This window comes from Nisaea denitrificans DSM 18348 (assembly GCF_000426505.1).
Taxonomy (GTDB): domain Bacteria; phylum Pseudomonadota; class Alphaproteobacteria; order Thalassobaculales; family Thalassobaculaceae; genus Nisaea; species Nisaea denitrificans.
In genome coordinates, this window is record NZ_AUFM01000011.1 from 1,982,563 (window position 1) to 1,998,050 (window position 15,488).

14 protein-coding genes are annotated in these 15,488 nt (G+C 61.5%); 6 read left to right on the forward strand and 8 right to left on the reverse strand.

Going from position 1 to position 15,488, the window contains the following annotated elements; all coding sequences use genetic code 11:
* The first annotated feature begins 14 nt into the window (after nt 1–14).
* Complete coding sequence (locus K328_RS0110305) at nt 15–1,553, forward strand: amidohydrolase family protein (RefSeq protein WP_028465914.1); 1,539 nt, start codon at nt 15–17, stop codon at nt 1,551–1,553.
* A 51-nt stretch (nt 1,554–1,604) separates the two neighbouring features.
* Here the strand turns inward: K328_RS0110305 and K328_RS0110310 are convergent, their stop codons facing one another.
* On the reverse strand, nt 1,605–2,450 hold the full coding sequence (locus tag K328_RS0110310; RefSeq protein ID WP_028465915.1) for a GNAT family N-acetyltransferase: 846 nt from the start codon (nt 2,448–2,450) through the stop codon (nt 1,605–1,607).
* Nucleotides 2,451–2,464: 14 nt separating this feature from the next.
* Nucleotides 2,465–3,205, reverse strand: a complete 741-nt coding sequence (locus K328_RS0110315) for an aspartate/glutamate racemase family protein (RefSeq protein WP_028465916.1) — start codon at nt 3,203–3,205, stop codon at nt 2,465–2,467.
* A gap of 319 nt (nt 3,206–3,524) precedes the next feature.
* Here K328_RS0110315 and K328_RS23425 point away from each other — a divergent pair, with 319 nt between their 5' ends.
* On the forward strand, nt 3,525–4,517 hold the full coding sequence (locus tag K328_RS23425; RefSeq protein ID WP_205620612.1) for a DMT family transporter: 993 nt from the start codon (nt 3,525–3,527) through the stop codon (nt 4,515–4,517).
* Nucleotides 4,518–4,572: 55 nt separating this feature from the next.
* On the opposite strand, the gene K328_RS0110325 is transcribed toward K328_RS23425, so the two are convergent.
* The 4 genes from K328_RS0110325 to eutB form a co-directional block, all read right to left on the reverse strand.
* The gene (locus K328_RS0110325; RefSeq protein ID WP_205620613.1) at nt 4,573–5,952 is read right to left on the reverse strand and encodes an aspartate aminotransferase family protein; all 1,380 of its coding nucleotides are present in this window, start codon (nt 5,950–5,952) and stop codon (nt 4,573–4,575) included.
* A gap of 152 nt (nt 5,953–6,104) precedes the next feature.
* On the reverse strand, nt 6,105–6,587 hold the full coding sequence (locus tag K328_RS0110330; RefSeq protein WP_036553312.1) for an Lrp/AsnC family transcriptional regulator: 483 nt from the start codon (nt 6,585–6,587) through the stop codon (nt 6,105–6,107).
* 2 nt (nt 6,588–6,589) lie between these two features.
* Complete coding sequence (locus tag K328_RS0110335) at nt 6,590–7,579, reverse strand: cyclodeaminase (RefSeq protein ID WP_028465919.1); 990 nt, start codon at nt 7,577–7,579, stop codon at nt 6,590–6,592.
* The gene (gene eutB, locus K328_RS0110340; RefSeq protein ID WP_036553759.1) at nt 7,572–8,594 is read right to left on the reverse strand and encodes a hydroxyectoine utilization dehydratase EutB; all 1,023 of its coding nucleotides are present in this window, start codon (nt 8,592–8,594) and stop codon (nt 7,572–7,574) included. Before eutB ends, K328_RS0110335 begins: the two co-directional genes overlap by 8 nt.
* 148 nt (nt 8,595–8,742) lie before the next feature.
* On the opposite strand from eutB, the gene K328_RS0110345 reads away from it, so the two are divergent.
* Nucleotides 8,743–9,936 carry a M24 family metallopeptidase gene (locus K328_RS0110345; RefSeq protein WP_028465921.1) on the forward strand — a complete coding sequence of 398 codons (1,194 nt, stop codon included), beginning with the start codon at nt 8,743–8,745 and terminating at the stop codon, nt 9,934–9,936.
* A 10-nt stretch (nt 9,937–9,946) separates the two neighbouring features.
* The gene (gene argE, locus K328_RS0110350) at nt 9,947–11,110 is read left to right on the forward strand and encodes an acetylornithine deacetylase (protein WP_028465922.1); all 1,164 of its coding nucleotides are present in this window, start codon (nt 9,947–9,949) and stop codon (nt 11,108–11,110) included.
* Between the two features lie 10 nt (nt 11,111–11,120).
* On the opposite strand, the gene K328_RS23430 is transcribed toward argE, so the two are convergent.
* Nucleotides 11,121–11,819, reverse strand: coding sequence for a 4'-phosphopantetheinyl transferase family protein (locus tag K328_RS23430; RefSeq protein ID WP_051284720.1), 699 nt, complete (start codon nt 11,817–11,819; stop codon nt 11,121–11,123).
* Between the two features lie 144 nt (nt 11,820–11,963).
* On the opposite strand from K328_RS23430, the gene K328_RS0110360 reads away from it, so the two are divergent.
* Both K328_RS0110360 and K328_RS26860 read left to right on the forward strand, forming a co-directional pair.
* A complete protein-coding gene (locus tag K328_RS0110360) occupies nt 11,964–12,632 on the forward strand; it encodes a ParA family protein (RefSeq protein ID WP_156901222.1) in 669 nt (222 codons plus the stop codon).
* Between the two features lie 314 nt (nt 12,633–12,946).
* Entirely contained in the window at nt 12,947–13,429 is a 483-nt protein-coding gene (locus tag K328_RS26860; protein ID WP_169721196.1) for a YcjF family protein, read from the forward strand.
* Between the two features lie 77 nt (nt 13,430–13,506).
* Here K328_RS26860 and K328_RS23440 read toward each other — a convergent pair whose 3' ends face one another.
* Nucleotides 13,507–15,474: a RiPP maturation radical SAM C-methyltransferase gene (locus K328_RS23440; protein WP_051284722.1), complete on the reverse strand. Its 1,968-nt coding sequence runs from the start codon at nt 15,472–15,474 to the stop codon at nt 13,507–13,509.
* Nucleotides 15,475–15,488 lie beyond the last annotated feature (14 nt).

The following is a 15,488-nucleotide window of genomic DNA, read 5'->3' on the forward strand; positions in this document are numbered from 1 at the left end:
AGTGGAGCGACTCCATGACCAGTTGCCTGATCAGAAGCCGCGCGATGATCGCGCGCACCATCGACCGCGAAACAGCGGAGATTATCGACGACGGCGCCGTTCTTCAGGAAGACGGTATCATCACCCAGATCGGCACCTATGCCGACCTGTCCCGCAAGAATCCGGACGTGCCGGTCGTCGGCACTGGGCAGGAAATCATGATGCCCGGCTTCGTCAACGGCCATCACCATGTCGGCCTGACACCGGTCCAGCTCGGCTCACCCGACATGCCGCTGGAGCTCTGGTTCATCACCCGGATGATCTGCCGCAATGTGAATGTCTATCTCGATACCCTTTATTCAGCCTTCGAGATGATCGCCTCCGGTATCACCACAGTGCAGCATATCCACGGCTGGATGCCCGGAAAGATCAATCAGGTCGAGGGCTATTCCGAACAAGTGCTGAAAGCCTATGACGATATCGGCATGCGGGCGTCCTACTGCTTCGCCCTGCGCGACCAGAACCGTCTGGTCTATCAGGCAGACGAGGAATTCGTCGCATCCCTGCCGAAAGAGCTGCAAGACCCCATGAAACGCTGGTTCGAGCGCTTCGAGATGGGCCTCGACGAATCGATGGCGATGTTCGAGAGCCTGCACGGCAAGCACCAGAGCAAGTCACGCACCAAGATCCAGCTTGCCCCGGCCAACCTGCACTGGTGCTCCGACGCAGCGCTGACAGCGCTCTCCGACGCATCGAAGAAATACGATGCGCCGATGCACATGCACCTCGTTGAAACCGCATACCAGAAGGAATATGCGCGACGCAGGGGCGACTGCACCGCGCTCGAATATCTTGACCGGTTCGACATGCTGAGCCCGCGCCTGACGCTGGGACACGGGGTCTGGCTGAACGAGAGCGATATCGACCGGATCGCCGAGACCGGGGTCTGCGTTTGTCACAACTGCTCGTCTAACTTCCGCCTTCGGTCGGGGTTGGCGGCGTTGAACGTGTTCGAGATCAAGGGGGTAAACACCGCCATCGGCCTCGACGAGGCAGGCATCAATGATGACCGGGACATGCTGCAGGAAATGCGGATGGTCTTGCGGGCGCACCGCGTGCCTGGCATGGACGACGTAGTCCCGACCTCCCCTCAGGTCCTGCGCATGGCGACATCAGGGGGAGCCAAAACAACACCTTTCGGAGACAGTATCGGAAGCCTGGAAGTGGGCAAGAAAGCCGATCTGTCGCTGATCGACTGGAAACAGGTTTCCTACCCCTATCTCGACGAGGAAATGCCCCTGCTCGATGCCGTGATGCAACGCGCCAAAACCGAAGGCGTCCGCATGGTGATGTGCGACGGCGAGATCATCTATCGCGACGGCGTGTTCACCAAGGTCGACAAGGAAGGCGCCTTGAAAGCGCTGCACGATGACCTTCAGTCCGCGCTTTCCAATGACGAGGTGGAACGCCGGCAGCTCTCCAAGGCGCTGCTGCCGCATGTGAAAAAGTTCTACGAAAACTACTTTGACCCGGCCAAGCACGAGCCATTTTACAAGCCGAGTTCACGGATCTAACGCTCAAAACAATCCGGGGAGAAAGGTCAGAGCGCCCTCCCCGGACTTGTCCTAACCAAGCTCGAAGGTGGTGACGCCATAAACCCGCTCTAGATCGACGCCGGGCGCGGCCCCGCGGTACATTCGGGCCGTCTCGAATACCGGCTCCAGACCCAGCGCGCGGGCAAGCGCGACGGCTTCCCCATTCGGCTCCGGCGTATCAAGGAAAACCTCGCCATCTCCCGCCGTGTCTATGGCTGCTTTCGCAAGCTGACGCGCAACCGCCGGATCATCGGCAAAGAGCGGTCCAATCTTCGCGCCTGCGCGGCACGGCCGGACCACGGCGTAGCCCACGAGCACACCCTCCCGCATCGCTGCGAACCCGGTATGTCCCGGCGCAGAGATCCAGGCCTCCAGAAAACGTTCGCGCGGCGCCGGGAACAGCTTCCGGTCATAGGCAAGCAGTTCATCGGAAGGCACGGTGAGCGGCTTCAGGAACGCCATATCCTCAACGACCAGCGCTTTCGGCACACCACCAAAGCGAATGTTCCGGTAAGCGAAATCAAAGCCGGAGCGTTTGTAGTTTTCCTGCTCCGCCACAACCCCGTCGAGCCCGACAATTCGCTCTCCCGCATGAGCCATTCCGGCCTTCCAGAGTGTGAAGCCATAGCCCTTGCCGCGAAAATCCGGGTGCACGATGTAGAAGCCGAGAAAGGAGAAGCCTGCATCGTAATTTATTACCGAGATCGAGGCTATCATGCGGCCATCGATAAAGCCGCCGATAAAACCTTCCGGGTCTACCGATGTGAAACAGCCCGCATCGCTGGCGCCCGGGTTCCAGCCCTCGGCAGCAGCCCAGCCGACCGCCTCCTCGACCTCAGCTCCCGTCATTGTGCGGATTGTATAATCCTGCTCCATCTCTCAGGCCTCCATCATTCAGCTTTTGGGGCGGCGGCCGCAAAGGCTCCGCCATAAGTCTTCGGCCTCGGGCTGTCATAGGCCAGACGCTTGCATGTCTTCAGGCCAAGCCCGACCAATGCTTCAGAGAATTTCACTGCCGCCGCCACACCGTCGATCACCGGCACTCCGGTCTCTTTCGTCAGCGCCTCGGCCAGATCCGTCATCCCGGCACAGCCCAGCAGGACAGCTTCCGCATGGTCCTGCTCGATAGCGGCGATCACTTCCTCTCGCACCTTGGCTGCAGCACCGCCGCCTTCCTCTTCCAGCGCCAGCACCGGAATCTCGGCGGAACGGACCCGGCGGCACTGCCGCTCGAAACCGTATTTGAACGCCAGCGCCTCGATGATCGGCACCGCGCGCGGCAGCGTCGTGACAACGGAAAAGCCGTGCCCGACCATGGAGGCCGCCGCCATCGCCGCCTCGCAAATGCCAATCACCGGAATATCGAGCAGCTCGCGACAGGCTTCGAGACCCGGATCGTCGAAACAGGCGATGACCAAGGCGTCGGCGCCATCCGCCGCGCCCTTTCGCGCCTCGTCCAGCAGACCGGGCAAGCAATAGGCCTCGTCATAGTGCCCCTCGATGCTGACAGGCCCATCCAGTGGATTGACCGCAACAATCTCCGTACCCGGCGCGGCGACGGCACGCGCGGTCTCGCGGATCTTGTCCGTCATGGAATCAGTTGTGTTCGGATTGATAACGAGGATCTTCATTGGCTTGAACACCTTAACATTCCCAGGGACATCGCCAAACTTTCTCCATCGAACCGAGAAAATCTGCAGCGGCATGAGGTCGTTCACCTTGCCGCTTCCTGCGGAGCCAGCTCACGACGACAAACATATTGCCTGTAATTAATGCGGATACCAGCGCCTCTCTTATCCGTAACCAAAAGCACGACACCTGTGCCGAGGACCGGGCGTAGACAGCCGACGGCGCTTTCTGCGAAGATTGCTGTCCATTCAGCTTGCATCCAGCAGATATATTGTAATCGCGGCCCGCCAGTCCCGCGCAGCCGCCGAAGGACCCGCAGCCGTGGTCACCGAACCCGACGACAAGACTCCGCAAGAACCGCAGCACCCGGAGTCCGCACCGACCATTTTCAGTAAGTCCGCAACTTACCTCGCGGTGCTGGGAAAACCGATCACAGGCCCCTTCAGAGCGCTGCCCGGCAACGCACGCGGCGCCATATGGGTCGCCATCGCCGCACTCTTCTTTACCGTCATGGTCGCGCTGATCAAATCAATCGGCGATACAATCCCGGTCGTGCAAATCCTGCTGTTCCGGCAAATCGTGATGACCTGCACGGTGATGCCAGTCTTGGTCTCCGGCTTCCCGGATATTCTGAAAACCCGCCATCTGGGACTGCATCTGACCCGCGTTGTCCTGGCCCTGATCGCCATGACCTGCGGCTTTACCGCTGTGGTTCACCTGCCCCTGGCGGAAGCCACCGCCCTCGGTTTTGCCAAGAGCCTGTTCGTCACTATTTTCGCCATGGTCGTACTGTCGGAAGTCGCCGGACCCCGGCGCTGGTTCGCGGTCCTGATTGGCTTTGCCGGTGTGCTGGTAATGGTTCAGCCCGGCCCGGGCGGGCTGAATATCTATTCCGTTCTGGCCGTTGTCGCGGCTGCCGCGGCCGCTGCCGTCATGGTCATCATCCGCAAAGTTTCCCAGTTCGACCGCCCGGTAACCATCCTCAGCTACCAAGCCATCATGGTCGGCTTCCTTATGGTGCCACCAGCCATTTACTTCTGGGTCACGCCAAGCCTCCACGAATGGATGATCATGGGACTGATCGGCCTGTTCTCGGTCTGCGGACAATTGTCCAACATCCATGGTTTCAAGGAGGGGGAAGCCTCTGCCGTGGCTCCGATGGATTACATCCGCCTGGTTTTCGCGACGATCATTGGTTTCGCCGTATTTGCCGAGATTCCCGATCTCGAGACGACGATCGGAGCCATCATCATCATCGCCACCTCGCTTTACACCGTCAGAGCGGAGAAACGCGCGGCAACCGCCAGGAAGTAGCCAGAGCCGGGCACCCTGCATGCAGCCTGCAGAGTACCCGGCCGGAATCATATCATCAGGCAGCGCCGAACACTTTCTCCACCGCCTTGACCGTGGCGCCGACGATGATGTCAGCCTCTTCCCGGGTCAGGCAGAGCGGCGGCGCGAAGCCGAGGATATCGCCCTGCGGCATGGCCCGGGCGATCACGCCCTGCTCCAGCAATGCCGCCGCCATGGCCGGGCCGATCTTGCGAGACGGGTCGAAGAAGGTCCGTTTCTCCTTGTCCTCGACGAACTCGACGGCGGCCAGCAGCCCCTCGCCCCGGACATCGCCGACATGGGCGTGGGAGCCGAGGGCATCGGCTAGGGCCTTGTTGAAATAGGCACCCATCTCCTTCGCATTGCCGACCAGGCCGAGCCGGTCGATCAGATCCAGGTTCGCGACACCGGCGGCGGCCCCGATCGGGTGCGCCGAATAGGTCCAGCCATGGCCGATTGGGCCAAGCTCGTCCGTGCCCTGCTCCAACACCTTCCAGACCCTGTCCGAAATGATCGAGCCGGACAGCGGCGCATAGGCCGAGGTCAGCCCCTTGGCGATGGTGATGATATCCGCCTCGATACCGTAATGGTCGGAGCCCATCATCGAGCCGAGCCGTCCGAAGCCGGTCACCACCTCGTCAGCGATCAGCAGGATGTCATGCTTCTTCAGGACGGCCTGGATCGCGGCCCAGTAACCGGCCGGCGGCGGAACGATGCCGCCGGTGCCGAGCACAGGCTCGCCGATGAAGGCGGCGATGGTGTCAGCGCCTTCACGCTCGATCAACGCTTCCAGCTCGGAGGCGCAATGGGCGGTGAAATCCGCTTCGCTCTGGGCAAGGTCCGGGCGGCGGAAATAATACGGGGCATCGGTGTGGATGACCTGCGACAGCGGCAGGTCGAACTTCTTGTGGAACAGCTCAAGCCCGGTCAGCGATCCGGTCACCAGCCCGGAGCCGTGATAGCCGCGCCAGCGCGAGATGATCTTCTTCTTTTCCGGCCGGCCGAGCACGTTGTTGTAGTACCAGACCAGCTTCACGTTGGTTTCGTTCGCGTCCGAGCCGCCAAGACCGAAATAGACCTTCGACATGTTCGACGGCGCCCGGTCGAGCACCATCTTGGACAGCGTGATCGAGGCTTCGGTGCCGTGCCCGACATAGGAATGATAGTAGGCCAGCTCTTTCGCCTGCGCAGCGATAGCCTCGGCGATTTCCGGACGGCCATAGCCGACATTGACGCAATAGAGGCCGGCGAACCCGTCCAGCATCTTCTTGCCGTCCCGGTCCTCGATATAGACGCCGGAGCCGCCGGTGATCACCCGCGTCGGGGTTTCCCCGCGCGCATGCTGGGCAAGATGGGTCGAGGGATGGAAGAAATTCTCCCGGTCCCACTGAGCGAGCTGGTCGTTGGTAAGCATCATGATTCCTTATCGCTGCGGCGCGGGCCGGACGGCCCAAGGCTGTTCACCGGAGAGCCTAGTGCCGGAACCGGCGAAGATCTGACTGAACTCCTCTCCCATGACAGAGAGTTTTTCGGTTGAGACACATTGAGCCGGGTGATTTTTCTGCCGGATCAGGTGCCGGCGAACAACTCCACCGGGATCGCGCCGCCCGCCTTCACTTCCTTGGTGACGATGTAGCTGTAATAGCGCTTCAGTCCCGCCTCGCTTTCCAGCATCCGGTCTATCAGGCTCTGGTAGCTGGTGACGTTTCGGGTCACGACCTGGAAGAGATAATCGAGCCCGCCGCCAAGCGCCCAGCATCCGATGATCTCCGGCTCGCGCCCGACCGCTTCCTCAAACCGGACGAAATCCTCATTCCGGTGGTTTTCAAGCTCTGCCGTCACGAAGACCGTGACATGTTCCGCGAACAACTCCAGTGCGATCCGCGCCCCGTAACCACGCACAATGCCCGCCGCTTCCAGACGCTGCAGCCGCTCCCAGCATGGCGTGTTGGACAGGTTCACCCGCCGCGCCAGATCGGATTTCGAGATCCGTCCTTCCTGCTGCAGAATGGCGAGGATCTTCACATCCCGGGCATCGAGCTTCAGCGCCATGATCAGGAAGCGATCCGGCTGCCGGCCCCGGCCTGAACGGCCAGGGAAACCACGTGGGTGGCGATTGCCGTGTCCTGCGCGCCGGTGCCCGTCAGGTCCGCGAAAGTGATATCCGAGGCCGACTTGCGGCCGGGCGCCTGCCCGGCGACGACATCGCCCAGCTCCGGGAACGCCTTGTCGGCATCGACCATACCGGCCTCGATGGCAGCCCGCAGCTCGCCCTGAATCCGGCACTGGCTGAGCCGGTCCGGCACATAGGCATCCACCCGGCGGAACACCTTCGGATCGATCTCCACCTTGCCCGGCTGGTCCGATCCCATGGCGGTGATATGCAGCCCCGGATGCAGCCAATCCGCCTGCAGGACCGGCGCGCGCGCCGGTGTGGTGGTGACGACGAGCTGGCTTTCGGCGACAAGCCGGGCGGGATCAGTTTCGACACGGGCTTCAATACCGAGCTTTTCCGCCAGATCGGCGGCGCAACTCTTCGCATGTGCCGGGTCACGCCCCCAGACCAGCACCCGTCTGAACGGCCGGACCAGATGTGCCGCCTCGATCTGCAGGCGGGCCTGCACCCCGGTGCCGATCACCCCGGCTGTGTGTACCTTGGGCGCCAGATGCCGGGCGGCGACGGCGCCGGCAGCGGCGGTGCGTATGTCCGTCAGATACCCGTTATCGAGCAGCATCGCGTCCACCAGCCCTGTCTTCGCCGAAAACAGGATCATCAGCCCGTTCAGGCTCGGCAGGCCGAGCTTCGGATTGTCGAAGAACCCCGGGCTGACCTTGATGGCGAAACCGTCGAAGCCCGGAATATAGGCGGTCTTCACATCGACCTCGCCATTCGCCGCCGGAATATCCATGGACAGGATCGGCGGCATGATGACCGCGCCCGAGGCCAGAGCCCGGAAGGCGCTCTCGACCACATCGACAACTTCCAGATCGAGTGTCGCCAGGGCGCGCAGGTCGACTTCGGTGAGAATGCGGATATCAGGCATGATAGGGCTTTCCTTCGAGCGTGAGATCACCAAGGCGGATGGTACGCCCGGCCATGATATCCGCATGCATATTCATATCGAGATTGCGTCCGGTGATGATGGTCGCCACAGGACCTTCCAGATCCGGCAGTTTGCCCGCCAGCAGGGCCGCCGCACCGACGGCCGAGCCGCCTTCGCAGACCATCCGGTCTTCGTAATAATGGCACTGCATGGCCCGGTAGATCTCCGCTTCGGTGACCAGCACAGTGTCGTCGATCAGCGCCCGGCACAGCGGCAGGGTCAGCCGGTTGTCGGCGCCAAGGCCGCCGCCGAGGGAATCCGCCAGACTCGGCACCTCCTCCACCGCGACATTCCGGCCCGCTTGCAGCGACTCATACATCGCCGCGCCCCGGTCCATGGAAATCCCGATTACCCGAATGCCCGGCTTGCGCGCCTTCGCCGCCAGCGCGATCCCGGCGGCAAGGCCACCGCCTGAAAGCGGAATCAGCAGGGTCTCCAGATCCGGGCGACTGTCCAGCAGCTCAAGCCCGATGGTGCCCTGTCCCGCAATCACCAGCGGATCGTCAAAGGGCGGGATTTCAGCCAGACCTTCCTGCGCGACGAGGCGCCTGCTTTCTTCCGCCGCCTCGTCCTGAGACCGGCCAACAATCCTGACCTCCGCACCAAGCGCGCGAATGCCTTCAACCTTGGCGTCAGGGACCAGTTCGGACATGCAGATAATTGCGCGCAGACCGCGCGCGCGCGCCGCATAAGCGACCCCGCGCCCGTGATTGCCCGTAGAGCAACAGGTCACGCCAGGACAGTCGCCCGGCAGGACAGAGATGGCGTTCGCTGCGCCCCGGATCTTGAAGGCACCAATCGGCTGCGCGATCTCCAGCTTGAGCAGCACTTCCATGCCAGCCATCGAGGAAAGAAAGGGCGACGGCACCAACGGCGTCTCCACCGCTATCCCCGCAATGGCCGCCCGGGCCGCCGTCACGTTCTCCAGCGATAATTCCCGGCGCCAATCGCTCACAGACAAATTTCCTTCGAAAGAGGACAAGTAATTGATCTTTTTTCTTTTCAGCATCGGCCACATGTCACGGCGATTGTCAAACAGCGGATGTTGATGCTCAATCGCCGGACCTGCCGAATTCTTCAACCCGCTCAGTGGACTTCGCCTCATGCCCGACGTCAAACTCCCGTTTTCCCGCGAAGAATACATCGAGCGGCTGGTCAAGGTCCGGACGGCGATGGAGAAAGCCGGGATTGAGGTGCTGTTCATTTCCGATCCGTCCAACATGGCCTGGCTGACCGGCTATGACGGCTGGTCCTTCTATGTCCATCAGGGCGTGATCGTCGGTCCCGAGGGCGAGCCGGTCTTCTGGGGCCGGGGAATGGACGCCAAGGGCGCCATGCGGACCTGCTACATGTCGGTGGATAATATCCGCGGCTATTCCGACGATTACGTCATGGCGGCCGACTGCCATGCGATGGAAGACCTCGGCACAGCGATTGCCGAAAGAGGCTGGAACAACCTGACCCTCGGCGTGGAGATGGAGAACTACTACTACTCCGCCCGGGCCCACAGCGTGCTGTCGAAGAACCATGAAGGCACCATCGAGGATGCCACCGGACTGGTGAACTGGCAGCGCGGTGTCAAATCCGCGACCGAGCTGAAATACATGCGCCGGGCGGCCCATATCGTCGAGAAGATGCATGCCGCCATTTACGAGCTGATGCGCCCGGGCTTGCGCAAGAACGAGCTGGTGGCGGAGATTTACCGCACCGGCCTGATGGGCGGAGAGGATGAAGAGGGCAGCTTCGGCGGCGACTACCCGGCCATCGTGCCGCTGCTGCCGACCGGCAAGGATGCCAGCGCGGCGCACCTGACCTGGGACGACACGGAGCTGGAGCCGGAACAGGCCACCTTCTTCGAAATCGCCGGCTGCTACCGTCACTATCACGCACCGCTCTGCCGGACGATCCATCTCGGCACCCCGCCGATCGACATGCTGCGGGCCGAGGAAGTTGTGCTCGAGGGCATCACGGACGGCATCGAGGCAGCCCGCGCCGGCAACACCGCGGGAGACATCGCCCGCGCCTTCTATGCCGTGCTGGAAAAGCACGGGGTCAAACGCGAGGGTCGTTGCGGCTATCCGATCGGGCTCAGCTATCCGCCGGACTGGGGCGAGCGCACCATGTCCATCCGGCCGAGCGATAACACCGTTCTGCAGCCGAACATGACATTCCACTTCATGCCCGCACTCTGGATGGATGACTGGGGGCTGGAGATCACCGAGACCCTGCGCATCACCGAAGATGGCCCAGCGGAGTGCCTGGCGAACGTCGAACGCAAGCTGTTCGTGAAGGCTTGAAGGGCCGATCATGCACCCGACCCGCGATACCACGCTCGAGATTCTGTCCGACCTGATCGGCTTTCCAACCGTCTCCGCCGACAGCAATCTGGCGCTGATCGACTATGTGGCGGAGTATCTCGGGAAGCTTGGCGCCAGCGTGCACACGTTCCGGGACCCTGGAGGGACAAAGGCCAATATCTTCGCAACTATCGGCCCGGAGGTGGATGGCGGCATCGTCCTGTCCGGCCACAGCGATGTGGTCCCGGTGACGGATCAGGTCTGGTCGAGCGATCCGTTCGGCATGCGGATCGCCGAGGGCAAGGCCTATGGGCGCGGCACCTGCGACATGAAAGGCTTCATCGCGGCGGCGCTGGCGATGGCACCGCATTATGCGAGGTGCGAGTTGAAACGCCCGGTGCATTTCGCCTTTACCTATGATGAGGAAGTCGGCTGCCTCGGTGCCCAGGCGCTGATGCACGAACTCGCCCTGCTGCCATTCAAACCCGCCGTGTGCATCATCGGTGAGCCGACGGAGATGCGGATCATCGAGGGGCACAAGGGCTGCTGCGAATATACCGTGACCTTCAGCGGTCTGGAGGGGCATGGCTCGCAGCCGGATCTCGGCGTCAATGCGGTGGAATATGCCGTACGCTACGTCACAAGGCTGATGGAACTGCGCGAAGTTCTGAAGCGCCGGTCGCCGGAAGGCTCCCGCTTCGATCCGCCCTGGACGAGCCTGCAGATCGGCCGTCTGTCCGGCGGCGTCGCGCATAACGTCATTCCCGGCCTGGCCCATCTCGACTGGGAAATGCGGCCGGTGCAGAACGGAGACGCGGATTTCGTGAAGCGGGAAATCGCCGCCTACGTGAAGGACGACTTGCTGCCAGCCATGCGCGCGATCTCGAAGGATGCGGATATCAGCACCGAGATCATTGGCGAGGTTGACGGGCTGGAGCCGGTTCCGGAAAGCGAGGCCCTGAAAATCGTCGCCGAGCTGACCGGCGCAAACGGCGCGGACCTGGTGGCGTTCGGAACCGAAGCCGGCCTGTTCCAGAAACTCGGCATCTCCACCGTCGTCTGCGGCCCCGGCTCCATCGAACAAGCCCACAAGCCGGACGAATTCATCGCCCTCGACCAGATCGACCAGTGCCTCGTCATGCTGGACAAACTGACAGCCAAGCTGACCGGTTAGGCTGCAGAGCCTAGTCCAGCAGCACCAGTGTTCGGACAAGATCGGCGGAAACATTGTAAACGCCGACCAGCTCATGCCCTTCGGGCAAAGTAAGACCAAGTTTGCGCCGAAGACGCAGTACTGCCCGCCCATCTGCCGCTCGGGTGAGCTCCGCATCTTCAAATCCCGCATCGTCACCGAGCATCGGGTAGATCGCCTTGTACAGGCTCTCCTTTAGCGAGAAGACGAGGATTGTCGCAGTGGCGATGTCTGGCGCCTCAATATCTGAGATTGTCCGGCGGTCCCGGTCCGTCAGAACAAGCTCCGCTATCTCGGCCGCAACATCCGGGGTTCCGATGTTTTCGAAGTCGAGGCCAATCCCGCGACAGCTGTCCGCATTGGCCACGACGGCACCGGCCAGCGCCTCGGAATGCGTGATCGAGCCATGAAACCCCACCGGCCAGACCGGCAGGCCAGCGCGGTCACGAGAAACATGCCGCTCCGCAGCTCCCGCATGTCCCAAGGCATCACCAGCGCAAAGCCTACCGGCCAGAAAAGCCGTCTGACGGGACAGAACTGCCTCCGAAAAATCCTCCGGCAAGGCGATCCCGGAAGCACCCGAGGCAGCTTCAATTCTGGCGGCTGGATCGAATGATCGCTCGACAAGGGCGAGCGAGATGTCCAGTGCAGGAAACGGCCATACCGGTGAGAGTGAGCGGTTCGAACTCATGACCTTTGCTTCAAAGGGATCTCCACGGAAAACGTGCTATAAAAATTAACTTAGCAAGCCACCACTCTGCCTGTTAAACTTCTGCAACTGTTATGTTTTAGATCAGATTCTCCCGGGAACACAATCGGTCCCAAAGGAGTCCGCGTGCCAGCAAAAATCGTCTCGTTTGTTACCATGAAGGGCGGCAGCGGGAAAAGCACGTCCGCGATGTGCCTTGGCGCGTACTGGCATAAATCCGGAAAGAAGGTTGGGCTGATCGATGCCGACCCCGCTGGCACGCTTGTGCGCTGGATTGCGGCGGGCGCCGATCTTGCAGATATGCCCGCCATCACGGCAGGCCCCGACAGTGTCGATGCCGGGATCGACCGATTGCTGAAGAGCGGCCTAGACCACATAATCATCGACACGCCGGGCTTCCAGTCCGAAGCGACCGATGCCGCAATCCGCCGGGCGGACCTTCTGATCATTCCGATGCGCCCGTCACCGATCGATTATCAGGTCGCCATCGACACCGCTGAACATATTGCTGACCTCACGTCAGCATCTGTGCGCTTCCTGCTGAGCCAAACAACGAAGGGTAGCGTCATCGCCCGACACATGCGGGCCCAGATGGAAGCCGCAAATGCACAACCCATGGAAGTGGAACTGAGCGCCAGAGTGGCATATGGTGAAGCCGCACTGGCAGGGACCACACCGAGTTACTATCAGCCGCGGGGCGCAGCCGCACGGGAGATCGCGGAATACGCGACCGAGATAGGCAATCTGATGGTGGCCCGACGCAAGAAAGCAAGAAAGGCGAGCGAGCCGGTATGAGCAAGAAACTCCCCGAATTGCAGCGCACGGAACGTCCCGGCACGGCAGCAGGAACGCCGGCCAAGGCGGCATCCAGACCGGCGGCAAAGCCGACAACCACCAAACCGGCAGCGAAGAGAGCCGCTTCGTCATCGACGAAGAGGACCGCCGCCGCGTCAAGTGCAAAGCCGGCAGCCCGCAGCACGGCAGCCAAGCGCACGGCTGCTCCGAAACGAACCGCGGTAGCCACTGCCACAAAGCCCAAAACCACCGCAAAGCAGCCTGCAAAGGCTGCAAAATCTTCGTCCCCTGAAACAGCAAAAGCAGGTGAAGTCATGACTGTAGATACAGAAATCGCGGCGACCGATGCCGCCGTAGCCAACGCGTCCGTCCTTCGTCAGCAGGCGAAGGAGATCGTGTCCAGATACGCCGTCTGGTCTTCCGCATTCGGCGTTCTCCCAGTGCCGATCGCCGATGTCGCCGGGATCACCGGAACACAGATTTCAATGATCGCGGCCCTGTCCAAGCTCTACGGCGTGCCATTCTCAAAATCTTGGGTCCGGTCCATTCTCGGCTCCATCGTCGGCGGCGTTGCGCCCTGGGCGGTGACAGCCGGGGTCGTCAGCACGGTCTTCAAGTCCATGCCTGGCATTGGCCTCGGAGTCGGATTTCTCGGCATGGCCGGTCTCTCGAACCTTGCCACCCGCACCATCGGCAACCTCTTCATCGATCACTTCGAAGCCGGAGGCGATCTCTCCAACGTCGATACAGACGCGATGCGCGAGTCGCTTTCTGAAGAAATGCAGAAGAAAAAGTGACGTCTGCCGCCACTGAATAAAAATAAGGCCGCTGCAGCATCGCAGCGGCCTTATTTCTTATCCAAGCTAGATACCAATCAGAACGTCAGACCAAGGGCCGCATTCTCCGCCCGACCCTTGGAACCGGCGAAACTATGCAGTCCGGTATCAAGATCGTGACGCGTGCCTTCCATGACCAGAGACATGATCCGGCCGCGCTCCTCGAACAGCAGCCCAAGCTCCTGCAGATAAGCGAGACTGTCCGCATTATTCTCCCGGACCTTGCCGATGGCCTGCGGCGTTTCCAGAGCGCGCAACAGTGCGACATCCGGATCGTCCAATTCATGCTCGACCTTGTGGCCAGCCCTCTGATCCTCGACCAGCCAGCCATAATCGTCCTGAACCAGACGGAGCCGGGGTGCACCGGCGGCAGATTCCCAGCGGGTTCTCCAACGCGCCACCGCGTCACGCAGATGAGCAAGATGCTCAGCCAGATCGACCTGATAAGGCGCATCGATATTCCGGTCGCGGAAGTAGTAGGCCATGTTCCAGACCACATCCTCTTCGAACGGATAATTCAGCTCGTGATAATCCAGCGGCTCCAGGTCAAGCCCGAAACTGTCCGCTTGCGTGAAATACGGGCTGAACCGGTCGAAGCGAACGGGAAAAACGCCGGAAGGCGGCGGCAGATGCGTCAGCCGGGGCAAGTTCTCCCGGTACATCTCGAAGGTCTCCGCAGACTCCCCCGGGAAGCCGACCAAGAGATTCCAGACCGGCTTCACTCCGGCCGCCGCGCAATCCGACAAGAAGCGGATATTGTTGAAGGCCGTGGTGCCCTTGCGCATCAGTTTCAGGGTCTCCGTCGCAATGGATTCCACACCCGGCTGCACCTCGACCACCCGCGCTTTGGCCAGCGTGTCTAGCTGCTCGCGGGAGAGGTCCGCTTTCACCTCGTAGAACAGGGTGACATGGTCCGGCACCTTCAGGTCCGGCAGCAGCTGCTCGGTATAGGATTTCGGGATGATGTTATCGACGCTGGCGAACCGGGTGACCCGGTCCGAATACTTGTCCACCATTTCCTGAATGGTCTTGCGGGCCAGCTCTACACCCATCTCGCGGAACTTCATCGTCGCGCCGTTGAGACCGCAGAAGGTGCAATGCGCCTTCTCGCCCCACCAGCAGCCACGGGACGTCTCGAACAGCAGCTCCACCTCGTCCTTGCGGTGATCGCCGAAATGACGCTCGTAGGACTCCAGATAGACCTCGTAATCCAGCGGCACGTCGCTGTTGAGAGACCGTTCCGGGCCGTTGACGGCAACCCCGTCAAGCTGGTCTTCCGCCCGCGCATCGCTTGGCCGTTTCGGCCGGACTGCCGGGTCCATCGCCGCAATCGAATGACTGTTCGTCTTGCTGAATATCCCGTCCAGCTTCGACATCGCAGCCGTATCGCCGGCCTCGGCGGCGGTGAGGAATTTCGGGAAATTGACCAGGGCATGGCCTGAAAACACATAGTCGATCCAGGGCACGTTATTCACGATCTCGATGCCCATCGTGCCTTCACAATTCGCGCCCCCCATGATCACGGCCGCCTTTGATCCGATCTCCTTCAGGCGGCGAGCCAGCGCGAAGCTCGGCATGTTCTGGAAGAACATCGAGGTCACCCCGACGATATCCGCGTCGGCCAAACCATGCTGCTCGATCATCCGGTCGATGATGCTCGGCAGATCGGACCGGACCGGGGCGAGCTCGCGGTGATAACGCTCAACCTGCGCTTCGCCGAAATGGTGCAGGTAGCGGGCGAAATAGGCTTCGGTATTGTCGCCATGCTCTGGGAAAGCGGCATGACGGAACAGCCATTCGCCAAACCCGCAGGTGTGCCCGGCGAGGCTTTCCGAGATCCATGCGTAAAGATCCGGGCCGACAAGTCCGCCGAAATCGTGGTTCAGATAATGAACGCTGGTTTCCGCCCCAGAGAATTTCTCCGCGATGACAGTTTCCAGCTGATGCAGAGCGATCGACGGGATCTGCAGTGACGAAAAAGGCATGTTAACGAGCGCGATACGCATGATGCGGTCTCCTC